21 protein-coding genes are annotated in these 21,751 nt (G+C 57.9%); 14 read left to right on the top strand and 7 right to left on the bottom strand.

What is annotated here, in order from left to right:
- Positions 1–18: 18 nt before the first annotated feature.
- From adhP to AC3B6F_RS03175, 3 genes are all read left to right on the top strand, one after another.
- Complete coding sequence (gene adhP, locus AC3B6F_RS03165; RefSeq protein ID WP_010502028.1) at positions 19–1,047, top strand: alcohol dehydrogenase AdhP; 1,029 nt, start codon at positions 19–21, stop codon at positions 1,045–1,047.
- A 20-nt stretch (positions 1,048–1,067) separates the two neighbouring features.
- Positions 1,068–2,051, top strand: coding sequence for a zinc-dependent alcohol dehydrogenase family protein (locus AC3B6F_RS03170; RefSeq protein WP_489823363.1), 984 nt, complete (start codon positions 1,068–1,070; stop codon positions 2,049–2,051).
- A 137-nt stretch (positions 2,052–2,188) separates the two neighbouring features.
- Complete coding sequence (locus AC3B6F_RS03175) at positions 2,189–3,070, top strand: alpha/beta fold hydrolase (protein WP_489823364.1); 882 nt, start codon at positions 2,189–2,191, stop codon at positions 3,068–3,070.
- Here AC3B6F_RS03175 and AC3B6F_RS03180 read toward each other — a convergent pair.
- Positions 3,067–4,038 carry a cation diffusion facilitator family transporter gene (locus tag AC3B6F_RS03180; RefSeq protein ID WP_489823365.1) on the bottom strand — a complete coding sequence of 324 codons (972 nt, stop codon included), beginning with the start codon at positions 4,036–4,038 and terminating at the stop codon, positions 3,067–3,069. The genes AC3B6F_RS03175 and AC3B6F_RS03180 overlap by 4 nt on opposite strands.
- A 150-nt stretch (positions 4,039–4,188) precedes the next feature.
- Positions 4,189–4,644, bottom strand: a complete 456-nt coding sequence (locus AC3B6F_RS03185) for a GatB/YqeY domain-containing protein (protein ID WP_010502036.1) — start codon at positions 4,642–4,644, stop codon at positions 4,189–4,191.
- A gap of 219 nt (positions 4,645–4,863) precedes the next feature.
- Here AC3B6F_RS03185 and carA point away from each other — a divergent pair, with 219 nt between their 5' ends.
- Both carA and carB read left to right on the top strand, forming a co-directional pair.
- On the top strand, positions 4,864–6,225 hold the full coding sequence (carA, locus tag AC3B6F_RS03190; RefSeq protein WP_489823366.1) for a glutamine-hydrolyzing carbamoyl-phosphate synthase small subunit: 1,362 nt from the start codon (positions 4,864–4,866) through the stop codon (positions 6,223–6,225).
- A gap of 3 nt (positions 6,226–6,228) precedes the next feature.
- The gene (gene carB / locus AC3B6F_RS03195) at positions 6,229–9,483 is read left to right on the top strand and encodes a carbamoyl-phosphate synthase large subunit (protein WP_489823367.1); all 3,255 of its coding nucleotides are present in this window, start codon (positions 6,229–6,231) and stop codon (positions 9,481–9,483) included.
- 54 nt (positions 9,484–9,537) lie between these two features.
- Here the strand turns inward: carB and AC3B6F_RS03200 are convergent, their stop codons facing one another.
- Positions 9,538–9,744, bottom strand: coding sequence for a helix-turn-helix domain-containing protein (locus AC3B6F_RS03200; protein ID WP_489823368.1), 207 nt, complete (start codon positions 9,742–9,744; stop codon positions 9,538–9,540).
- Between the two features lie 248 nt (positions 9,745–9,992).
- Here AC3B6F_RS03200 and greA point away from each other — a divergent pair, with 248 nt between their 5' ends.
- From greA to AC3B6F_RS03215, 3 genes are read left to right on the top strand one after another with little or no spacing between them, the layout of a single operon-like run.
- Positions 9,993–10,466 (top strand): transcription elongation factor GreA, encoded by a 474-nt coding sequence (gene greA / locus AC3B6F_RS03205; RefSeq protein ID WP_007282780.1) that lies wholly within the window; start codon positions 9,993–9,995, stop codon positions 10,464–10,466.
- Positions 10,466–11,692, top strand: coding sequence for a threonine ammonia-lyase (locus tag AC3B6F_RS03210; protein WP_489823369.1), 1,227 nt, complete (start codon positions 10,466–10,468; stop codon positions 11,690–11,692). The genes greA and AC3B6F_RS03210 overlap by 1 nt, the downstream gene beginning before the upstream one ends.
- 6 nt (positions 11,693–11,698) lie before the next feature.
- A complete protein-coding gene (locus tag AC3B6F_RS03215) occupies positions 11,699–12,034 on the top strand; it encodes an energy transducer TonB (RefSeq protein ID WP_426066382.1) in 336 nt (111 codons plus the stop codon).
- 9 nt (positions 12,035–12,043) lie between these two features.
- On the opposite strand, the gene AC3B6F_RS03220 is transcribed toward AC3B6F_RS03215, so the two are convergent.
- The 3 genes from AC3B6F_RS03220 to msrB form a co-directional block, all read right to left on the bottom strand.
- Entirely contained in the window at positions 12,044–12,331 is a 288-nt protein-coding gene (locus AC3B6F_RS03220; RefSeq protein ID WP_010502048.1) for a DUF1330 domain-containing protein, read from the bottom strand.
- 96 nt (positions 12,332–12,427) lie between these two features.
- Positions 12,428–13,066, bottom strand: coding sequence for a uracil phosphoribosyltransferase (gene upp / locus AC3B6F_RS03225; RefSeq protein WP_010502049.1), 639 nt, complete (start codon positions 13,064–13,066; stop codon positions 12,428–12,430).
- A complete protein-coding gene (msrB, locus tag AC3B6F_RS03230; protein WP_023943063.1) occupies positions 13,063–13,482 on the bottom strand; it encodes a peptide-methionine (R)-S-oxide reductase MsrB in 420 nt (139 codons plus the stop codon). The genes upp and msrB overlap by 4 nt, the downstream gene beginning before the upstream one ends.
- Before the next feature lie 147 nt (positions 13,483–13,629).
- On the opposite strand from msrB, the gene AC3B6F_RS03235 reads away from it, so the two are divergent.
- From AC3B6F_RS03235 to AC3B6F_RS03260, 6 genes are all read left to right on the top strand, one after another.
- On the top strand, positions 13,630–13,821 hold the full coding sequence (locus AC3B6F_RS03235) for a CsbD family protein (RefSeq protein ID WP_026017457.1): 192 nt from the start codon (positions 13,630–13,632) through the stop codon (positions 13,819–13,821).
- 121 nt (positions 13,822–13,942) lie between these two features.
- The gene (gene gpmI / locus AC3B6F_RS03240; RefSeq protein WP_489823370.1) at positions 13,943–15,481 is read left to right on the top strand and encodes a 2,3-bisphosphoglycerate-independent phosphoglycerate mutase; all 1,539 of its coding nucleotides are present in this window, start codon (positions 13,943–13,945) and stop codon (positions 15,479–15,481) included.
- A complete protein-coding gene (locus AC3B6F_RS03245; protein ID WP_489823371.1) occupies positions 15,468–16,757 on the top strand; it encodes a murein hydrolase activator EnvC family protein in 1,290 nt (429 codons plus the stop codon). The genes gpmI and AC3B6F_RS03245 overlap by 14 nt, the downstream gene beginning before the upstream one ends.
- Before the next feature lie 124 nt (positions 16,758–16,881).
- Complete coding sequence (locus AC3B6F_RS03250) at positions 16,882–18,348, top strand: S41 family peptidase (protein ID WP_489823372.1); 1,467 nt, start codon at positions 16,882–16,884, stop codon at positions 18,346–18,348.
- Positions 18,349–18,378: 30 nt separating this feature from the next.
- On the top strand, positions 18,379–19,491 hold the full coding sequence (locus tag AC3B6F_RS03255; protein ID WP_489823373.1) for a divergent polysaccharide deacetylase family protein: 1,113 nt from the start codon (positions 18,379–18,381) through the stop codon (positions 19,489–19,491).
- Complete coding sequence (locus AC3B6F_RS03260; protein ID WP_489823374.1) at positions 19,488–20,000, top strand: RNA pyrophosphohydrolase; 513 nt, start codon at positions 19,488–19,490, stop codon at positions 19,998–20,000. The genes AC3B6F_RS03255 and AC3B6F_RS03260 overlap by 4 nt, the downstream gene beginning before the upstream one ends.
- Here AC3B6F_RS03260 and AC3B6F_RS03265 read toward each other — a convergent pair.
- A complete protein-coding gene (locus tag AC3B6F_RS03265) occupies positions 19,958–21,712 on the bottom strand; it encodes an ABC transporter ATP-binding protein (RefSeq protein WP_489823375.1) in 1,755 nt (584 codons plus the stop codon). The genes AC3B6F_RS03260 and AC3B6F_RS03265 overlap by 43 nt on opposite strands.
- Between the last annotated feature and the right edge of the window lie 39 nt (positions 21,713–21,751).

Below are 21,751 nucleotides of genomic sequence, written 5' to 3' on the forward strand. Positions count from 1 at the left end.
TCTCAAGGAGACACTTCAATGGCTGATACAATGCTAGCTGCCGTCGTCCGCGAGTTCGGAAAGCCTCTCTCCGTTGAGAGGCTTCCCATCCCCGAGATCCGGCCCGACCAGATCCTCGTCAAGGTTGATACCTGTGGCGTGTGCCACACCGACCTTCATGCCGCGGAAGGAGACTGGCCTGCAAAGCCTAATCCTCCGTTCATTCCCGGCCACGAAGGCGTCGGGCACATCGTTGCAGTTGGTAGCCAGGTCAAACACTCCAAGGTTGGAGACATGGTCGGCGTGCCCTGGCTCTATTCCGCCTGTGGTCACTGCGAACACTGTCTGGGTGGCTGGGAGACACTGTGCAAGGATCAGGACGACACCGGCTACACGGTCAATGGCTGCTTCGCCGAATATGTCGTCGCAGACCCGAACTATGTCGCACACCTGCCCAGCACCATTGACCCACTTCAGGCAGCACCAGTCCTCTGTGCCGGTCTCACTGTCTACAAGGGCCTCAAGATGACCGAGGCTCATCCCGGTCAGTGGATGGCTATTTCAGGTGTCGGCGGTCTGGGTCAGATGGCCGTTCAATACGCAGTCGCCATGGGCATGAATGTCGTGGCCGTCGATATTGATGACGACAAACTCGCCACTGCCAAAAAGCTTGGCGCTGCCCTGACCGTCAATGCCAAGGACAAGGACCCGGCCGCCTTTATCCAGCAGGAAGTTGGCGGCGCTCACGGCGCACTGGTTACAGCTGTGGGCCGCACCGCGTTCTCGCAGGCCATGGGTTATGCCCGCCGTGGTGGTACGATCGTTCTGAACGGCCTGCCCCCCGGAGACTTCCCGGTCTCGATCTTCGATATGGTCATGAACGGCACAACCATTCGCGGATCCATCGTCGGCACACGGCTCGACATGATCGAAGCCATGGATTTCTTTGCTCGCGGCAAAGTAAAATCCGTCGTCACCGCAGACAAGATCGAGAACATCAACACGATCTTCGACAACCTCAAGAACGGACGCCTTCAGGGCCGTACAGTTCTGGATTTCCGTTCCTGAGACCTTAGAAAGCACACCCCATGTTTGCCATGCAGCTCCGCCAACACCACCAGCCTCTGGAATGGGTGGAGCTGCCAGCTCCCGAACCCGGACCGGACGAAATCCGCATCCGCATCGGGGCCTGCGGCGTCTGCCGCACAGACCTGCATGTCGTGGACGGCGAACTCGCCAACCCTACCCTTCCGATTATCCCCGGCCATGAAATCGTCGGGCGAATTGATAAACTCGGAAGCAATGTTACGAGCCTGAGTGTCGGAGAACGGGTCGGTATCCCGTGGCTCGGCCATACCTGTGGGCATTGCTACTACTGCACACACGGGATGGAAAATCTCTGCGACCATCCTCTTTTCACAGGCTTCACCCGCAATGGCGGCTACGCGACCATGACAGTCGCTGATGCAAGATATGCCTTTCCCATGGGTGACAAAGGGGAAGACAAGGACCTCGCCCCTCTGCTCTGCGCTGGCCTGATCGGCTGGCGCTGTCTCAGCAAAGCTGGGAACGGCAAAAAGATTGGTCTTTATGGCTTCGGAGCCGCCGCGCACATCATCATTCAGGTGCTGCGCTGGCAGGGACGCGAGGTTTATGCCTTCACATCCCCCGGAGACACAGAGAAGCAGGCCTTTGCCCGCTCCCTTGGCGCAGTCTGGGCAGGCGGTTCAGACGAACTCCCACCCGAACAGCTTGACGCCGTCATCCTGTTTGCACCTGTCGGCGCGCTGGTTCCCGCCGGACTGAAAGCCGTCCGCAAGGGTGGAAAGGTCGTGTGTGGCGGCATCCACATGAGCCCGATCCCATCTTTTTCCTATGATACGCTTTGGGAAGAACGCGAAATCGTCTCCGTTGCCAATCTAACCCGGCAGGACGGACTGGATTTTCTGAAACTGGCACCAGAGATCGGCATCAAGGTGACGAACACCCCTTATGCTCTCAAAGACGCCAATCAGGCTCTCGACGATTTGCAGCACGGCCGCTTTGAAGGTGCCGCCGTTCTGATCCCATAACACACAGAAAATATTCCCGTTTCTGCCGTCAGACAGATCTTCCTTATTCCTGAAAAGATCTCTTGAAACCGTCCCAAACAGCCGGGTATTCTTATTTCACATAAGAAACAAACCATGGAAACAAGGGCCTTTATATTATGCGCCGACTATTCCGAGCGTCCATGTTCGCCATTGCTCTCGCAGGGATAGGCCTCTCTCCCGCCAGTCAGGCGCAGGCTCTCCCACCTTTAAAGAGCATCTCCGTTTACGGGCAGAAAATCCGCTTTCTGGAAGCCGGAACAGGCCCGGATCTTGTTCTGGTCCACGGCCTGGGAAGTAGCGCCACAATGGACTGGGGCAAAGTCATCCCTGAACTGGCACAGCATTATCATGTCATCGCTATGGACCAGCTCGGCTTCGGATCGTCCGAGAAGCCATTGATCGCCTACGGTATCCAAACATGGGTGGACATGCTGGATGGCTTTTTGAAAGCCAAACACATCACACACTTTATGCTTGCCGGGGAATCCCTTGGGGGCTGGATTGCGGGACTTTACGTCGTCGAAGCCGCACAGGACTCTTCCATGGCCATGCCAAGTCGTCTTGTCCTAAGCGATGCAGCGGGTCACCGATCACTCGTCGAGCACGGATTACCTCTTTTTGGCCCCGTCTCATTTTCCGGCATCCGCACAGGACTCAGAAGCCTGTTTTACAACAAGGCCCTCATTACTGATGACCTGGTGAAAGCAACATTTCAAACCCGGATGGCCGAAGGCACACAATACACACAGGAAAGTTTTGCAAGAAACGCCAATGCGCCGGACACTTTCCTTGATAACCGTATGACAGCCATCCAGATCCCAACGCTCGTGATCTGGGGTCAGAATGATCAGGTTATTCCCCTATCGGACGGTCACGATTTTGCCGCCCATATTCCGAACGCTCATCTGGTCATCATTCCACACTCAGGCCATGCCCCAAGCATTGAGCGTCCTGAAGAATTTCTGAACGCTGTAACGCCCTTTCTGGCCTCACACTAAAGCAGCCCCGATGAACTGAGAGCCGCAGGGATACCGTCTCTTTTGTCCTGAGCCTCAATATACATCCGCAAGACAGCCGGATATCGCGCGCGTGTTGTTTTCTCCAGCATCGAAACGCCTCGCTCTACATCTCCGGCTGACATCGCATCATCCCAATCCAGAGACAGCAGCACGATAATACTGTCCGGCCCCCGGGTCTCGGTCACAACTTCATTGATCCCAACAACCCCCGGAAGCTTTTGCGCTTCGGCGCGAACAAACGCATCAATTTCCGGATTACTTTCGCCCACAAGAAGAGAGCGCGTCTCATTGGTCAGTAAACCTGCCACGACGACCAGCACGACACCGATCAAAAGCGATGCAATCCCGTCCAGAACATGCAGCCCCGTTACAACGGAAAGCACCGTAAACAAAAGAGCAACCACCAGACTGACCAGAGCAGCCCCGTCTTCAAATAATACGACAAACAATCCCGGATCTGCACTTCGACGGATCATTCGCCACAAAGAAACACCCTCGCTCCGAGGCAGGGATTTCACAGCCGCAAAGAAACCATATCCTTCCATGCTGCCAGAAATCGCCAGAATGATGACATTCATCCACCAGCCCGGAAAAACATGCCCCAGCAGATGCACCGGCTGCATCTCCGCCGGGTGCATGACTTTTTCCCAGCCTTCGTACAAAGACGCAACGCCACCGCCCACAAACAGCGCACCCGCTACAACCATCGTCCAGAAATACAGCTCACGATGATATCCAAGCGGGTGCTCTTTGGTTGCCGGAGCCGTAGCTCTCTTCATACCGACAAGCAGCAGGATCTGGTTTCCACAGTCCACGAAAGAATGAACCGTCTCAGCCAGCATGGCAGCCGAGCCTGTCAGAAGTGCTGCCACGCCTTTCACGCAGGCAATGCCAAAATTGACACCCAACGCGATGAAAACGACTTTCGTTGAACCACCAGCAGACATGAAGTCCTCATTTCCGTGAACAAGGACCAACTGAGCCCCTGAATAGTCTGCGTCAAACCCCATGGACCGTCACGGGTTCATTGCAGATCGCCACAAAAAAAGCCGCCCTTAAAAAGGACGGCCTTTTGCATACGGGCATAATTGCCTTTTTCAGGCAGCAAGCCGAGCCTTCACCAGACCACTGGCCTTGGCCGGATCAAGATCAGCACCGAAGCGCTCTTTCAGAACCGCCATGACCTTGCCCATATCCTTCATGCCCGCGGCACCAACAGCCGTCACAGCCTCATCAATCGCAGCCTTCAGAGTATTCTCATCCAGTTCAGGCGGCAGATAGGACTGGATCGTGGCGATCTCGCCCTCTTCCTTTTCCGCAAGTTCAGGGCGGCCCCCCTGACGGTACATGTTGGCAGACTCCGTGCGAGACTTGATCATGGAGCGCAGGGCCGAAATCATGTCTGCTTCCGTCACCTCCCCACTCTTGGCACGAGCCGCAACTTCGAGGTCCTTGAGCTTGGCCGTGATACCACGGATCTGCGCCACCTTTTCAGACTGACCTGCCTTCATTGCAGCCTTGAGATCGTCCATGATCTGTGCGCGAAGTGACATGCGCCTTCTCCCATCTGTTCAGAGGCCTAAGAGCCTCAGGGTCTATTCATGGCCGCAAACTCGCACAAAAGCAGACGTCCAACAATGGAAGCCCTGCCAAGGGAAGTTTTTTCCCACCCCTTCGTAATTCACCCAGAATCACCTGGGAAAAAACTTCCCATTCGCTTCCTAATCGCTTATCAGACCTGAAAGTGAACACGGAGCCAGGAACGGGCGACCATGGACATCGACAGAATCATCGAAAAAGCCGGAGGCGCGGACGAGATCGCTGCTCTTGCCGGCGTCGGCCTTGAAGCCGTCCGCAAGTGGCGTCAGTCGCGAACCGTGCCGACCAAGCACTGGCCCGCCCTGCTACGCGTTCCCGGAATCGAACTCCAGGACCTGACTTCCGCTGAAACCCCGCAAGAAAGAGAGACGGACGTGTCCAATTCCTGCCCTGCCGGCGCCAATGCCGCCCTTGTCCTTGCAGATGGCACGGTCCTGTGGGGCCGAGGCTTCGGTGCCCACACCGATAGCGCCGTCGGTGAGCTCTGCTTCTCCACCGGCATGACCGGCTATCAGGAAACCCTGACGGACCCGTCTTTCGCCGGGCAGATCGTAACCTTCACCTTCCCCCATATTGGCAATGTCGGTACAAACACGGACGACAATGAAGCGCCGAAAATGGCCGCTCTTGGCGCCGTCGTGAAGGAAGACGTCACCGCTCCGGCAAGCTGGCGCTCCATGGACTCCCTTGATGGCTGGCTGAAGCAGCATAGCCGCGCAGGTATTAGCGGCGTTGACACGCGCGCCATCACCCGCTCCCTGCGTGACAATGGCCCGCAGACTGCCATTCTTGCCTTCCCGGCTAATGGTCGGATCGACACGGACAGCCTGCTGAACCGCGCTCGCCAGTGGCCCGGCCTCGAAGGCATGGATCTCGCCAAAGAGGTCACGCAGCCAAAGCGCGTCTGGACGGAAGGCGTATGGGAAAGCACACGTCCGGCCCGTACCGAGAACCGACGCCGCGTGGTCGCCATGGACTACGGCGCAAAGGACAACATCCTGCGTTGCCTCGTGACCGCTGGTTGTGACGTCACGGTTCTGCCCGCGACCGCTACGGCTGAGGAAATTCTGGAACTGAAGCCCGAAGGCGTGTTCCTGTCCAACGGCCCGGGCGACCCGGCAGCAACCGGCACCTACGCCGTCCCGGCCATCAAGAGCGTTCTGGATGCCGACGTGCCGGTTTTCGGCATCTGCCTTGGCCATCAGCTTCTCGCACAGGCCCTCGGCGGCAAGACCTACAAGCTGGAGCGTGGCCATCGCGGCGCCAACCAGCCGGTCAAGGACATCGAGAGCGGCCGCGTGGAAATCACGAGCCAGAACCATGGCTTCGCCGTGGATGAGAAATCCCTGCCCGCCGATGTGAAGGTGACGCATGTGAGCTTGTTCGATGGCTCCAACGAAGGCATTGCTTCCACCACGAAGGACGCCTTCTCCGTTCAGTATCACCCCGAGGCCAGCCCTGGCCCATCTGACAGTTTCTATCTTTTCGAGCGTTTCGTCGCGGTCATGGACCGTCGCGCCAAAGCAGGAGCCTGAGCCATGCCAAAACGGACAGACATCAAGTCCATCCTGATCATCGGCGCAGGCCCGATCGTTATCGGACAGGCCTGCGAGTTCGATTACTCCGGCGCACAGGCCTGTAAGGCCCTGCGTGAGGAAGGCTATCGCGTCATCCTCATCAACTCCAACCCAGCCACGATCATGACCGATCCGGGCCTGGCGGACGCGACCTATATCGAGCCAATCACGCCGGAATTCGTCGAGCGCATTATCCTCAAAGAAAAACCCGACGCCGTTCTGCCGACCATGGGTGGCCAGACAGCCCTAAACGCCGCCATGGCGCTCGACAAGTCCGGCTTTCTCAAGAAGCACAATGTGGAACTGATTGGCGCAGACGCAGAGGTCATTGACCGCGCGGAAGACCGCCAGAAGTTCCGCGAGGCCATGGACGAAATCGGGATCGAAAGCCCGCGCAGCACCATTGCCCATACACTGGAAGAAGCCCGCGCAGCGCTAGCGGATGTCGGCCTGCCCGCCATTATTCGCCCGTCCTTCACTATGGGCGGCGCTGGCGGCGGCATCGCGTATAACCGTGAAGAGTTTGACCAGATCGTCGCGGGCGGCCTCGATGCCTCCCCGACGACGGAAGTACTGATTGAAGAGTCCGTTCTGGGCTGGAAAGAGTACGAGATGGAAGTAGTCCGCGACACCGCGGATAACTGCATCATCATCTGCTCCATCGAAAACATCGACCCGATGGGCGTGCATACCGGTGACTCCATCACCGTCGCCCCGGCCCTGACGCTGACCGATAAGGAATATCAGCGCATGCGCGACGCCTCCCTGGCGTGCCTGCGCAAGATCGGCGTCGAGACCGGTGGCTCCAACGTGCAGTTCGGTGTCAATCCGGCTGATGGCCGCATGGTCGTCATCGAAATGAACCCGCGCGTCTCCCGGTCTTCCGCGCTGGCGTCCAAGGCAACCGGCTTCCCGATCGCCAAGATCGCCGCCAAGCTGGCCGTTGGTTACACGCTGGACGAACTCAAGAACGACATCACCAAGACGACCCCGGCCTCCTTCGAGCCGACGATCGACTACGTTGTCGCCAAAATCCCCCGCTTCACGTTCGAGAAGTTCCCAGGCTCCCCGGCCCTGCTGTCGACATCCATGAAGTCGGTCGGCGAAGCCATGTCCGTAGGCCGCTCCTTTGCCGAAGCCATCCAGAAGGGCTTCCGCTCCATGGAAACGGGCCTGACCGGTCTGGACCCGGTTGAAGCACCCGGCGACGGCTCCAAGGACGCCTATCTGGCCGCCCTCGCAGAGCCACGCCCCGAGCGTATCCTGATGGCCGCACAAGCGCTCCGCGCTGGCCTGACGGTTGAAGAGGTTCAGCAGGCCTGTAAGTTCGAACCATGGTTCCTGCGCCAGCTTGAAGACATCATCGCATCCGAGCGTGACGTTGAGAAAAATGGTCTTCCGAAGGACGCCTACGGCTTCCGTCGCCTGAAGGCTCAGGGCTTCTCGGACCGTCAGCTCGCCCGCCTGTCAGGTCAAAACGAAGCAGACATTCTGGCACAGCGCGAAGCTCTGAGCGTCGTACCGGTCTATCGCCGCATCGACACCTGCGCCGCCGAGTTCGCCTCCGACACGCCGTATCTGTACTCCACCTATGAAGGCGGGTTCGGCACACCGGAATGCGAGAGCCAGCCGACAGGCCGCGACAAGATCATCATTCTGGGCGGTGGCCCGAACCGGATCGGTCAGGGCATCGAGTTCGATTACTGCTGTGTTCATGCCGCTTACGCCCTGCGCGAAGCTGGCTTTGAAACAGTCATGGTCAACTGCAACCCGGAAACGGTCTCCACGGATTACGACACATCCGACCGTCTGTACTTCGAACCCCTAACGGCTGAGGACGTCATCGCCCTCATCCGTACGGAAGCGCGTGGCGGTAAGGTTCTGGGTTGCATCGTGCAATACGGCGGCCAGACACCGCTGAAGCTTTCCCGTGCACTGGAAGAGGCAGGCATCCCACTCCTCGGCACCCCTGCCGATGCGATTGACCGCGCCGAAGACCGCGAGCGTTTCCAGACCATGCTGCGCAAGCTGGGCCTTCGCCAGCCGCGCAACGGCATCGCCCGTACGCCCGCAGATGCCGAGAAGGTTGCGGAAGAAGTTGGTTATCCAGTCGTTGCCCGTCCATCCTACGTTCTAGGCGGACGCGCGATGGAAATCGTGTACGACAATGCTGGTCTGAAGCATTATCTCAACACGGTTCTTCGTGCTGCCGGACCGGAAGTTTCAACCGGTCCGATCCTGCTCGACCATTACCTGAACGACGCCATCGAAGCCGATGTGGACTGCATTGCCGACGGCGAAACGGTTTATGTCGCTGGCGTCATGGAGCACATTGAGGAAGCCGGCATCCATTCCGGTGACTCCGCCTGCTCCCTGCCGCCTTACACGCTCTCCCCGGCACTGGTAACGGAACTCCGCGCGCAGACGGAAGCCATGGCCCGCGAGCTTGGCATCCGAGGCTTGATGAACGTGCAGTACGCCATCAAGGATCAGGAAGTCTTCGTCCTTGAAGTGAACCCACGCGCATCCCGGACTGTGCCGTTCGTCGCCAAGGCAACAGGCGTTCCGGTTGCAAAGATTGGTGCTCGCGTCATGGCTGGCGCGCGCCTGTCCGAATTCCGTCTGGATGGCGGCGCAGTCTCCCCGCATGTGGCCGTCAAGGAAGCCGTCTTCCCGTTCCACCGCTTTGCGAACGCTGACACGATCCTTGGTCCGGAAATGCGCTCCACGGGTGAAGTCATGGGGCTGGATTCCAGCTTCGAACGCGCTTTTGCCAAGTCGCAGCTTGCTGCTGGCGTGAAGCTACCCCTATCCGGAACGGTCTTCCTCTCCGTGCGTGACAGCGACAAGGGACATGTTCAGCCTCTTGCCCGCAAACTCGTGGAAATGGGTTTCACCATCCTTGCCACAAGCGGTACAGCCTCACGCCTTGAAGAGGCCAACATTCCCGTGAAGCGCGTCAACAAGGTGATGCAGGGCCGCCCGAACTGCGTGGATGCCATCCGCTCCGGGGACGTGCAGATGGTCATCAACACGTCTCAGGGCGGTCAGGCGGCGCGTGACAGCTACGACATCCGTCGCGGCGCCCTGACGATGGGCATCCCGCATTACACAACGATTGCCGGTGCCCGTGCAGCGACCTATGCCATCGCGGTTCTCAAGGATGGTGATCTGGGCGTTGCGCCGCTCCAGTCCTACTTCAAAGGCGAGTTCTAACATCGCCTCATAACAAAAAAGCCCGCCAGAGTAATCTGGCGGGCTTTTTTGTTCTTACTCGCCCGAATACCGAAGAATATCCCCCGGCTGACAGTCAAGCACGCGGCACAGAGCCTCCAGAGTAGAAAACCGGATCGCCTTTGCCTTTCCCGTTTTGAGAATGGAAAGATTGGCAAGCGTCAGACCCACCATCTCCGATAACTCCGTCAGAGACATGCCCCGCTCTCTCAGAAGCTCATCCAGACTGACCCGAACAGGCATCAGATGACCTCGTCTATTTCGGATTGAAGCCGGTTATCTAACTTAAATACAGCTCCTCTACTTGAGACAGACCATATTTTCCTATGTTGTTTTCCTGACATCAGAATATTGAATCCTCACCCTTGGCGCTTCATTTTATTATCGTTAATCGATAAATAAAAACACCCTACCTTGCATAAAACCCCCTAAAATCCTATGTTGTCTGGCTATTCATTCAATTCCAGCCATGCTTTTTCAAGGATTTCAGAGTGCAGAAGATCCCAATGACCGCGCAGGGACTACAGCGTCTCGAAGACGAACTGCGAACTCTCAAGAGCGTCGATCGTCCCGCAGTCATTCGCGCCATTGCGGAAGCACGCGAACACGGCGATCTTTCTGAAAACGCAGAGTATCATGCCGCTCGTGACCGCCAGTCCTTCATCGAAGGACGCGTGCTTGAGCTTGAAAGCATCGTCTCCTCCGCCGACGTGATTGATCCTTCCACGTTCACGGGCACCAAGGTTCGTTTCGGTGCGCATATCGAAGTCGTGGATGAAGAGACAGACAAGGAAAACGCCTACCAGATCGTCGGCGTCCATGAAGCCGACATCAAGCAGGGCCTGATCTCCATCTCGTCCCCGCTCGCCAAGGCTCTGATCGGCAAGGATGTGGGCGATACCATCTCCGTTCCCGCCCCCGGCGGCGATCGCACCTATGAGATCCTGAAAGTCACATACCGCTAATGTCTGACGTCCTGACGTCCACCGCCCCTGTCGTTACCATCCAGGACATCGAGAGCGCCCATGAGCGCATCGCGTCCACAGTGGTACGCACGCCAACGATTACCTGCCCCGCCCTGTCCCGTCTGACAGGCGCGGACATTACGCTCAAGCTCGAAAACCTTCAGGCCATTGGCTCCTTCAAGGAGCGGGGTGCTGCCAACAAAATGGCGCTCCTGACGGCTGAAGAACGCGCACGCGGCGTGATTACCGTCTCGGCAGGCAATCACGCGCAGGGTGTGGCCCGTCAGGCCAGTCTTCTTGGAATTGATGCGACAATCGTCATGCCGCGCTTTACCCCGGCATCCAAAGTTGCGGCAACGCAGGCCTGGGGAGCGAATGTCGTTCTGGCTGGCGACGATTTTGCGCAGGCCTGCATCACAGCAGAAGACCTTCAGAAAACAGAAGGACGCGTCCTCGTCCATCCGTTCAATGATCCTGCCGTTATTGCCGGACAGGGCACGGCGGCTCTGGAACTGCTTCAGGATGCCCCCCAGATTGACACGGTCGTTGTGCCGGTTGGTGGTGGTGGTCTGATTGGTGGCTTTGCAACCGTGATGGCGGCCTTGCGGCCGGACGTGGAAGTCATTGGCGTACAGGTCGAGGCCTATGCCTCCCTCGCTGCCTTCCCTCAGGAGGGTGGCCCGACGCTTGGCGGCTCCACGATCGCGGAAGGCATTGCCGTTACCACGATGGGCGAGCATTGCCTGAACGCCTTCCGCCATCGGATTTCCAGAATTCTGGTAGTCAATGAGCTTCAGGTCGAAAGCGCCATCACTACGCTCGCCGAGAAAGCCAAACAGGTCTGTGAAGGTGCAGGGGCCACAGGGCTGGCTGCCGTTCTTGCCAATCCGGAACTTTTCAAGGGCCGCAAAGTCGCCCTTCCCCTGTCTGGCGGCAACATCAACGCCCGCATTCTGGCGAACACGATCCTGCGCTCACTCCTGCGGGACGGACGTATCCTGCGCCTGATCTTCCAGATCCCCGACCGACCCGGCATGCTGGCCGATATTTCGGCCCGGATTGGCAATTACGGTGGAAACATCATCGAAGTGTCCCATCACCGCCTGTTCGCGTCACCATCCGTGCAAACGGCAGAACTGGTCGTGATGATTGAAGCCCGCGACACGGAGCACGCCAAACAGATCGAGACCGATCTGTCTCGACATTACATCGTACGCAGGGACTGAAAACTCATGTATTCTTTCATACTGGCTGCCGCCACAGGCCTCATGCTCGCTGGCAGCCCCAATCTTCCAGAAAACTCGGATCTTCAGCTGAAGCCCGGCGCAGGGACGCCAGAATATCCTATTGAAGCCTTTGAACATGGTGAAACTGCCAAGACTGAAGTCTCCTGCGACATCAGCGAAGCAGGTACTCCCTCAAACTGTCACATCGCGAAGTCGAACAACCCCCACTTTAACGCCTCGGCGCTAGAGTTCGTGCAACGTATGCGTTACGTCCCTGCCCGCAGGAACGGCAAAAATATTGCCGTCCCCAATCACATCGAACACGTTGATTTCACGATTTAGAGCAACAGCTCAAACGCCCTCTACAATAACAACATTGTAAGACGCGGCTTTCCAGCGGTGCTTTGCAGCAGCCTGATACTCCGGGCTGTCGTACCAGGCACGGGCAGAAGTGATATCCGGAAATTCGATAATGACCACACCGTCCGGCTCAATACCTTCAAGCTTTTCCTGCTTTCCGTAAGCAGCCAGAATTTTGGCGGGATGGCCCTTGAAGGTCTCCCCAACCGTATCTGAGTACGCTTGAAATTCAGCGGGATCTGTCAGTTTATCGCGAATGAAAACAGCGTAGGCGGTCATGGATGAAACTCCTGAAAAAAGGATGATCATCCACAACCGGCCACAAAACGGCATAACATTCAGCACACAAGCGCGTGTGCCGAATATTTGCGTCTATCAGCGCGTCCCGAACAGACGGTCGCCAGCATCTCCCAGACCCGGGACAATATAGCCGTGCTCATCAAGCTTCTGATCCACACAACACGTCACGACCTGCACATCCGGATGCAGCTCCGTCATGTGAGCAATTCCTTCCGGAGCTGCTAGCAGACAGGCGAAAACAGGTGCGATTGCTCCCGCTTCTTTAACACGCGTGACAGCAGCAGCAGCAGAGTGCCCGGTGGCCAGCATCGGGTCCAGAACAATGCAGGTCCGGCCCGGAACATCACTCGGCATGTTGAAGTAGTATTCACTGACTTCCAGCGTCTCATGGTCACGGCGAAGACCAATATGACCGACACGCGCAGACGGCACGAGATCCAGCATTCCATCCAGAAGGCCGTTGCCGGCACGCAGGATGGAGACGAAGCAGAGCTTCTTGCCGTCCAGTTCCTCACCTTCCATGAACCCGCTTGGTGCTTCGATCTGACGTGGCACAAGAGACAGGTTACGCGTGGCTTCATAAGCCAGAAGCAGGCTGAGTTCACGGGTCAGGCGACGAAAGCCCGCTGTGGATGTATTCTTATCACGCAGACGGGTCAGCTTGTGGCGCACCAGCGGATGGTCGAGAACGATAGGCGGCAGCGCCTGACTCATGCTTTTTCTCCTGCGGCCGGGCGAAAATCGAGCGCCAGACCGTTCATGCAATACCGTAATCCCGTGGGCGGTGGCCCATCAGGAAAGACATGCCCCAGATGCCCCTGGCAGTTCGCGCAGTGCACTTCCGTGCGAACCATTCCATGGCTCCCATCCCGCGTCGTTTCAACAGCGCCTTCAAGAGGCTGGAAAAACGATGGCCACCCACTTCCGCTTTCGTACTTCGTCGCGGACGAAAACAGCTCACGGCCGCACCCGGCACAGGCGTAAATCCCAGAACGTTTTTCGTCGTTCAGCGGGCTGGAACCGGGATATTCAGTACCATGCTCCAGCAGAATACGGCGCTGCTCCGGCGTCAGGCCAACACCACATCCGCCACCATTGGCGCCCTTAACGGGACCGCAGCCTTGGGTCATGGTCAGTCTCCAGAAAATCTGAGGTTTTCAGTTTCCGATATATGGAAGCCACATCCCCTTTTGTCACGTATATCTGAAGCTGCGACCGAAACTTCTTCTGCCGAGAGCCGTTTGAAGTCCGTAACTCTTTTTCAGGAGGAGATCATCATGAGCTCCATCGAAGACAAAATCAAAGGTGCTACCAACAAGGTCGTCGGCAAGATCAAGGAAGAAGTTGGTCGTGTCACGAATGACGAAGAGCTTGAAGGTGAAGGCGTCGTCCAGAACCTCAAGGGTCAGGCCCAGACAGCCAAAGGCGACGTCAAGGACGCCGTCAAAAAGGGTGTCGACAAGATCTGACGCTCACGTCACTGTCATGAGACATGCAACGCCCGCCTCTCCGGCGGGCGTTCGCATTTGTGGGGAAAGGTGACATAATGGCCCTCTCTTCTTTCCTCCTTCCACAAGACAGGAAACAGCCATGTCCTCCACCGCTTCATCCCCCCGCCGCCCTGTCATGCTCGTCATTCTGGACGGGTTCGGCTGGCGTGAAGAAAATTCCGATAACGCGGTGAGACTGGCCAACACACCAACCTTCGATACCCTCTGGGCTAACTCCCCTCATGCCTTTCTCAAAACCTGTGGCGAAGACGTCGGCCTGCCTGATGGCCAGATGGGCAACTCGGAAGTCGGCCATCTGAATATCGGCGCTGGACGCGTTGTCATGCAGGAACTCCCGCGCATTTCGCGAAGCGCCCGTGACGGCTCCCTCGCTGAAAATACGGCTCTGAAAGAGTTCATCCACGCTCTGAAAGTCTCCGGCGGCACCTGCCATCTCATGGGCTTGATCTCCCCCGGCGGTGTTCATGCCCATCAGGACCATGTCCTTGCACTCGCCAAAATCGTCAGCGCGGCTGGTGTTCCTGTGGCACTGCACATTTTCAGTGACGGCCGCGACACCGCCCCTCAGTCCGGTCAGGACTACATCCCCGCCCTGCTGGGCGAACTCCCCAAAAGTGTGCAGGTCGCCACAATCAGCGGACGCTATTACGCCATGGACCGTGACCGTCGCTGGGAACGCGTCAAACTGGCTGTTGATGCCATTCGGGACGGCAACGGCCCGCATGCGAACGATCCTCTTTCCGTCCTCAAAGCCAGCTATGCTGAAGACAAGGGAGATGAATTCGTCATCCCGACAGTGCTTGGCAGTTACGCAGGTATGAAAGACGGAGATGGTATTCTGTCCTGCAATTTCCGCGCAGACCGTATCCGCCAGCTTCTGGATGTTCTGGTCGTGCCGGATTTTGACGGTTACGACAGTGGCCGTCGCATCAATTTCGCCGCTGTCAGTGGCATGACGCGCTACTCTGACCATCTTGCCCCATACATGACGGTCCTCTTTCCGAAGATCCCCCTCGACGATCTTCTGGGAGACGTTGTGTCCAAAGCCGGCAAGGCACAGCTTCGCATGGCCGAGACAGAAAAATTCCCGCACGTCACCTACTTCCTGAACGGTGGTCGAGAGGTCCAGCTTCCGGGTGAAGAGCGTATCCTCGTCCCGTCTCCAAAAGTCGCCACCTATGATCTGCAACCGGAAATGTCGGCTCCTGAACTGACAGATCGCGCTGTGGAAGCCATCGACTCAGGCCGGTTCGACATGATCATCCTGAACTTCGCCAACCCGGACATGGTCGGCCATACCGGCTCCCTTCCCGCAGCCATCAAGGCCTGCGAAACGGTTGACCAGGGCCTTGGCCGTATCAACGACGCTATTACCCGCGCGGGGGGAACACTGATCGTCACTGCAGATCACGGCAACTGTGAAACCATGCGCGACCCCGAAACCGGCGGTGCTCACACGGCCCATACCCTCAACGTCGTTCCGGTCATTCTGGCTCACGCCACAGGCAAGACCATCCATGACGGACGCCTTGCCGATCTGGCTCCGACCCTTCTTGCGCTCCTCGGCCTGCCTCAGCCCGCAGCCATGACAGGCGTTTCCCTGCTTGAAAACGTCTGATCCAGCCAGACTGCTGCCATTGGCTCTGGCGATCTCGCCATGGCTGATGGCGGCCTCTCCGGCAGATCACGCCCATCATCGAGCCGCCGCGCATACTCACCATTCATCTGCTGCCAGCGCGGGACAACAAGCGCTTGCGCGAGCGCAGGCCGCCCGAAAAGCGCTCGAAGCCCAGCAGGCGCAGGAAGCAGCCACTTTACGCGCGCGACAGCAAGCGGCCACTCAGGCGCAACAAAAAGCGCTTCAGGACAATGCTCGCAAAGTCGCGTTTGCCGCACAGACACGCACAGCACAGACAGCCGTTCAGACAACACGCTCCCGTATCGACACTCTGAACGCGGAAATTGATGATCTGAAGCAGAAACAGGCCAGCATCAAGCAGGATATTGCCCACGAAAACGAGGCCTTGCAGCCTCTTTTGCCCGTTGCAGCCCGCCTGTCCATTGCGCCTGATGCCGCGCTTCTCGCCTCCCCCTCCGTCGCAACAGACAGCGTAACAGCCCTGTCCATTCTTGGCGGTTTCTCACGCTTGACCCAGCAGCGGGCCGCGCATCTTCAGACAAAACAGGACGAACTCCAAACAGTCGGAGACGCGCTTGATAGCCGTCAGAAAGAACTGGATGGTCTCCTGAAATCCCAGACACGCCAGCGCGATGTCGCAGCGGCCAAAACAAAGGTCGCGGCCCGCCAGGAAACGCTTTCGGATCAGGCTGCAAAACGCGCCAGATCCGCTGTCGCCGAAGCTATGAAAGCGTCTGCTGATCTTTCAGCTGAAATCGAAACCATCGCCCGGCAGGAAGCACAGGCCAAAGCCGAACTTGAGGCAGAGGCCCGTGCGCTAGCAAAGCAGCACCAGATGGAGCAGGCCCGCAAGGCACGCGCGCAGGCGAAAGCCCTATCGGCTGGCAATGGCGTCTCTTCCGGCAGCGGACATGCCCCGGTTTCGGGACATGTCGCCGTCCGTTGGGGACAGGACACAGAGGCTGGTCCCGCTACTGGCATCACTTACGCAGCAGCGTCATCCGCCGCCGTACAGGCCCCCTGCAGCGGACGAATCGTCTTTTCCGGTCCTTTCCGGTCCTTCGGACAGATGCTGATCCTGGATTGCGGGCAGAATTATCGCTTTGTTCTTTCCGGCCTCGGCTCGCTGGGAGTTTCGAGCGGTCAAAGCGTCAGGAAAGCCGCCACACTTGGGCAAATGCCCACTTCGGACGGGTTGCTCTTCGTCCAGTTGCGCCATGGCGCACAGATCGTCAGCCCTGCTCCGTTTCTCTGACCCTGTTTTCTGACAGGACAGGACACTGTAAGATCACGTCTTAACATTTCGGCAACCCGTTTCGCGCTAGTCCTGCACAGCAAGAGACGCCGGAAGCACGCCCGTTCCCGAGGATGGAGATCACATGAAGTTCCGTACTGGCCTGTTGCTGGGCACCGCCTTTCTGGCCGGACTGGCTGTCGGACCGGGCGCACTGCGTCTCGTCGGGTCCGCTGGCACTTTCCCTACCGCCGCCCTCGCCCGCGACGTCTCTCATGACAACAGCGCTGAAACCGTTCGTCTCCTGACCCTCCTGGGGACGGTCATGGACGTCGTGAAGGCCGAATACGTTCATCCGGTTTCGGACAAAGACCTCATCAACAACGCGCTTGATGGCATGGTCGGAGAACTGGACCCGCATTCGTCTTACATGACAGCCGCCCAGTTCAAGGACATGCAGACCGAGATTTCCGGCAAATTCGGCGGCCTTGGTCTTCAGGTTCAGGCAGAATCCGGTCATGTCCGCGTGGTTTCGCCGATCGACGGCACACCTGCTGCGCGCGCTGGCATCCAGACCGGTGATTTCATCACCATGGTCGACCACAAGAGCATTGATGGTCTGACGCTTGATCAGGCCGTTCGCAAGATGCGTGGTGATCCGGGAACCTCAATCAGCCTGACCGTCGTGCGCCCAAAGACAGGTAAGACCCTGACTTTCGACATGAAGCGCGAAATCGTTCACGTCCAGATCGTCCGGTCCGCCCTGTACGGCAGCACGGCCTATATCCGCCTGACCGAATTCGATGACGACCTCGAAAGTGCAATGCATACGGCTTTTGACAAGCTGAAAACAGAAGCCGCCAAGAGCCCCGCCCACAAGCTGACAGGCGTTATTCTGGATCTGCGATCGAACCCCGGCGGCAAGCTCGATCAGGCCATCGCCGTCTCCGATGATTTCATTAAGGAAGGCGAGATCGTTTCCATCCGTGGACGTCACCCGGAAAACAACCAGCGCTGGGATGCCAAGGGAACGGACATCACCAACGGGTTGCCGATCGTTGTCCTGACAAATGGCGGTTCTGCCTCAGCCAGCGAAATCGTTGCCGGTGCCCTGAAGGATCATCGCCGTGCGGTCATTCTTGGCGAAAAGACGTTCGGCAAGGGGTCTGTCCAGACGCTGATCCCGATCGGCGATCAAGGCGCTGTCCGCCTGACAACAGCCCGTTACTATACGCCATCCGGCCGTTCCATTCAGGGGCTGGGCATTACGCCTGATATTACGGTTGCAGAAACCAAAGATGACGATGGCTACGGTTATCGTGAGGCTGATCTGTCCCATATCCTAACGAATGTGGGCGGCAACCGCACGGCCGAGACGCCACGCACGGACCTTCCGGAGGTTTCCAAGTCCATTCCGAAGGCTCCCCCTGCGGATTGGCCGAAGTTCGATCTGACAAAACCTGCAACGGACTTCCAGCTTCAACAGGCGATCAAGGTCGTGAATGCCATGGCAGGCATTTCGAACCCGGCCCCTGCGGTTGAACAGGCCACCGAAGTCAAGGCGCCTCCAACTGACAAGAAGGCCGCACCGGCTACCCCTCCGGCGCACTAAACTCATAAAACCAGAAGGACAGTCCAGATCGTGCAGAACCGTCCCGCTTCACCCCGCTCCCCCGGGCTCTGGAGCCGTCTTCCCGTTATCGGACGCCTTCTGGTCGCGTTCTGGGGTCTTGTTCTTGTAGGTGGCACAACAGCAGCTCTGATGCTTTGGCATCAGAGCCAGCCCTCCACCCCGGTACGCACGGCAAACAACCAACCTGCCGCCCCCGGTGCTCATCAACCGGATACGGTAGCCGATAATCATTCAGTGCGCCCACCCGTGATACCAGTCGAGAAGGCGCAAAATACATCCGCACCTAAACCTGTTCCTGTCACAGCTCCGGTTCCATCGGCGCCAGCGATCAAATCTCCGCAGATGCCGCCGCCGATTGCACAAACACCCACTTTCGATCTGAATTCAATCACAGCATCCGGGAAGACGGTCCTTGCCATCGTGCTTCAGGGCTTTGGCTATTCAGATGCCATGACCTACGATGTGCTTTCACGCATTCCCGCTCCGGTTGCCGTTGGCGTATCGCCTTATATTGGCAATCTGCCGGATGTTCTGGCGCGTGCCCACGCAGCCCATCGGGAAATCTTTGTCACGCTGCCGATGCAGAGCGCTCATCCAGAAAACGTTGATGAAGGCCCGCACGCACTGGGCAATGGCAATTCCGAAGCCGATGATCGCCGTGAGCTGGACTGGTGCCTGTCCCGCGCAGAAGGTGCAACAGGTCTGACTGATGCTTCCGAAGCCGGAGACAGCCAGCCCGGTGGCGGATATGCCACCACGCCTGGTTTCCATCCGATTGAAGACATCATCGCCAGCCATGATTTGCTTTACCTCAGCGGATCACCTCAGGAAGACCGTCATATCCGGGGCATGACTGCGACGGCATGGATCAACGGTGACACCGATGCCGCAACGCTTGATGCACAGCTTGCCGCCCTGCTTCCAGACGGTACAAAACCCACACATATCCTGTTGATGGTTGGTCCGTTGACGCCAGTAGCGATTGATCGTCTTGCAACCTGGCTCAGTGGCCCCGTTGCAAACCGCTTTGTTCTCGTTCCGCCTTCCGCACTGGCAGACAATGGTACAACGAGCGAACAGGCCTCGGCACAGCCCAAAGACATTCAGACGGCTCCCCTATGACCGATTTTTCCAATCTTCCTTACCGCCCCAATGTTGGAGTTGCTCTTTTTAACCGGGACGGAAAGCTGTTTGTCGCCCGGCGTGCAGATCTGCCGGGAGAGATCTGGCAATGCCCACAAGGTGGCATAGACGAAGGAGAAGCCCCTCGAACTGCTGCCTTGCGTGAACTCGCAGAAGAAACAGGCTGCACACAGGCAACAGTCCTGGCAGAACGTCCCGAGTGGCTGGCTTATGATCTACCAACAGGACTGATCGGCCGGGCACTGGGAGGGAAATACCGCGGACAGACACAGAAATGGTTTGTTCTCGGTTTTGAGGGAACAGACAGCGACATCCGGCTGGATCTGCATCTTCCTGCAGAGTTTGATCTGTGGGAATGGATAGAGCCGGAAGACCTGCTTCAACGCAATCTGGGCTTCAAACAGGAGCTTTACGAAAAACTCCTGCCAGAACTCAAAACTCTCTATCAGGCGGCTTCCAGCGACTGGCTGCGCACCAACCGGGCATAAAGACCGTCTTTTTTCAGCAACTCTGCATGAGACCCTGCCTCTACAGCCCGGCCATCATCCATCACAACAATTACATCTGCGGACTGAACCGTCGAAAGACGATGCGCTACAATCACTGTGGTGCGTCCGGTCCGCAGAGCCGCAAGCGCCCCCTGCACACGGGATTCGCTTTCTGAATCCAAAGCACTTGTTGCTTCATCAAGAAGCAGAACACGGGGGTCACGCAGAAGAGCACGCGCAAGCGCTACACGCTGCCTCTGTCCCCCCGAAAGACGGCGTCCACCTGGACCAACGCGTGTTTCCAGACCATGCGGAAGATTGTCAGCAAAATCGACAGCCGCCATCCGGCAGGCCGCTTCTACATCCTCACGGCTCGCATCTGGCCGACCAATCCAGATATTTTCGATCAGCGAAAGATCAAACAGGGTGGTATCCTGACTGACATACGCAATCGCATCCCGCAAAGACGCCACCTGCACATCCCGGATATCGACCCCCTCAAGCAGAATACGCCCACCCGACACATCATGCAGGCGCGGGATCAGGGACAGTGCCGTTGATTTTCCTGCCCCACTCGGCCCAACGAGAGCCACAGTCTGACCCGGCTGTACATCAAGCGTCAGACCAGCCAGACCCACCCGACCATCCTCGTACTGATAGGATGCCTGCTCGAAAACAAGGTGCCCCTTTCCGCCCGGCAAAGACACGGCATCCGTGCGGTCAATAACCGCAGGCGGCTCATCAATGACGGCAAAAACACGCGCCAGTCCAGCAAGACCTTCCTGCATTGCAGTGTTGAGTGACCCAAGCGCACGGATAGGCCGGGCGGCAGTCAGAAGAGCGGTGATAAACGCCGTGAAATCTCCAAGCGTTGCCCCGCCCATGGCCGCACGCCAGCCCGCGAACCCCAAAACGACAGCCACAGCCGTTCCGCCCAGAACTTCCAGAACAGGATCAACACGCGCGCGCCCTTTTGCAATGCGTAGAAACGCGGTGTGCAGCAGATCCAGCGACTGGTCGACACGACTGCTCTCGCGGTCCTCCATGCGATAAATCCGCACCTGACGTGCCAGCGCAAAACTTTCATTCAGAAGTGCAGACGTCTCACCAATCTGCTCCTGCATCCCACCAGAGGCCCGGCGCACTTTCTTGCCCAGCTTCTGAATTGGGACAGCCGCTACGGGGTACAACACCAACGCAATAAGGCTCAGTTCCCAGTCAGCCCAGATCATGGCGGCCACCAGGCCCACAACCGTCACGGCATCACCCAGCGCATTCACAACACGCACCATGGCTTCACGGATGGAAACGGCATCCGTTGTAAAGCGCGCAGCCCACTGGGCAGGTGCTTCGCGCTCAATGCGCGACACATCGGTCTGAAGAGAATGTCTGAACATGCGGGACTGCAGCCCGCGGATCACCGTCAGAACAAGTCCCTGAACGGCAATCGTCTGCCCATACTGGGAAGCCGCTTTCAGTGTGGTCACAATCACGACCAGCGCTGGAACCTGATACAAAATTCGAGGATCCTGCGCGGCGAACATGTCCACGGCACGCTTGATGACGACCGGGTACAGCGCGGTCAGACTGGCCATCAAAACGGTCAGCACAATCACCGTCACGATCTGACGAACGTGATGCCGCATTTCGTCCCGCCAGATCCTACGGATCAGAATCTGGCTATCTGTATCAAGGGCTGTCTTTCTGCTCATGCGTGGGGGTTTAGCAGGCCTCTTGAAAACTGCGAAACC

The sequence above is a fragment of the Gluconobacter sp. ESL1110 genome (assembly GCF_058107395.1).

What these genes read in the sequence shown, in the direction of transcription:
- adhP (WP_010502028.1), top strand. Translation starts at nt 19, where the DNA reads ATGGCTGATACAATGCTAGCTGCCGTCGTCCGCGAGTTCGGAAAGCCT.
- AC3B6F_RS03170 (WP_489823363.1), top strand. Translation starts at nt 1,068, where the DNA reads ATGTTTGCCATGCAGCTCCGCCAACACCACCAGCCTCTGGAATGGGTG.
- AC3B6F_RS03175 (WP_489823364.1), top strand. Translation starts at nt 2,189, where the DNA reads ATGCGCCGACTATTCCGAGCGTCCATGTTCGCCATTGCTCTCGCAGGG.
- AC3B6F_RS03180 (WP_489823365.1), bottom strand. Translation starts at nt 4,038, where the DNA reads ATGTCTGCTGGTGGTTCAACGAAAGTCGTTTTCATCGCGTTGGGTGTC.
- AC3B6F_RS03185 (WP_010502036.1), bottom strand. Translation starts at nt 4,644, where the DNA reads ATGTCACTTCGCGCACAGATCATGGACGATCTCAAGGCTGCAATGAAG.
- carA (WP_489823366.1), top strand. Translation starts at nt 4,864, where the DNA reads ATGGACATCGACAGAATCATCGAAAAAGCCGGAGGCGCGGACGAGATC.
- carB (WP_489823367.1), top strand. Translation starts at nt 6,229, where the DNA reads ATGCCAAAACGGACAGACATCAAGTCCATCCTGATCATCGGCGCAGGC.
- AC3B6F_RS03200 (WP_489823368.1), bottom strand. Translation starts at nt 9,744, where the DNA reads ATGCCTGTTCGGGTCAGTCTGGATGAGCTTCTGAGAGAGCGGGGCATG.
- AC3B6F_RS03210 (WP_489823369.1), top strand. Translation starts at nt 10,466, where the DNA reads ATGTCTGACGTCCTGACGTCCACCGCCCCTGTCGTTACCATCCAGGAC.
- AC3B6F_RS03215 (WP_426066382.1), top strand. Translation starts at nt 11,699, where the DNA reads ATGTATTCTTTCATACTGGCTGCCGCCACAGGCCTCATGCTCGCTGGC.
- AC3B6F_RS03220 (WP_010502048.1), bottom strand. Translation starts at nt 12,331, where the DNA reads ATGACCGCCTACGCTGTTTTCATTCGCGATAAACTGACAGATCCCGCT.
- upp (WP_010502049.1), bottom strand. Translation starts at nt 13,066, where the DNA reads ATGAGTCAGGCGCTGCCGCCTATCGTTCTCGACCATCCGCTGGTGCGC.
- msrB (WP_023943063.1), bottom strand. Translation starts at nt 13,482, where the DNA reads ATGACCCAAGGCTGCGGTCCCGTTAAGGGCGCCAATGGTGGCGGATGT.
- AC3B6F_RS03235 (WP_026017457.1), top strand. Translation starts at nt 13,630, where the DNA reads ATGAGCTCCATCGAAGACAAAATCAAAGGTGCTACCAACAAGGTCGTC.
- gpmI (WP_489823370.1), top strand. Translation starts at nt 13,943, where the DNA reads ATGTCCTCCACCGCTTCATCCCCCCGCCGCCCTGTCATGCTCGTCATT.
- AC3B6F_RS03250 (WP_489823372.1), top strand. Translation starts at nt 16,882, where the DNA reads ATGAAGTTCCGTACTGGCCTGTTGCTGGGCACCGCCTTTCTGGCCGGA.
- AC3B6F_RS03260 (WP_489823374.1), top strand. Translation starts at nt 19,488, where the DNA reads ATGACCGATTTTTCCAATCTTCCTTACCGCCCCAATGTTGGAGTTGCT.
- AC3B6F_RS03265 (WP_489823375.1), bottom strand. Translation starts at nt 21,712, where the DNA reads ATGAGCAGAAAGACAGCCCTTGATACAGATAGCCAGATTCTGATCCGT.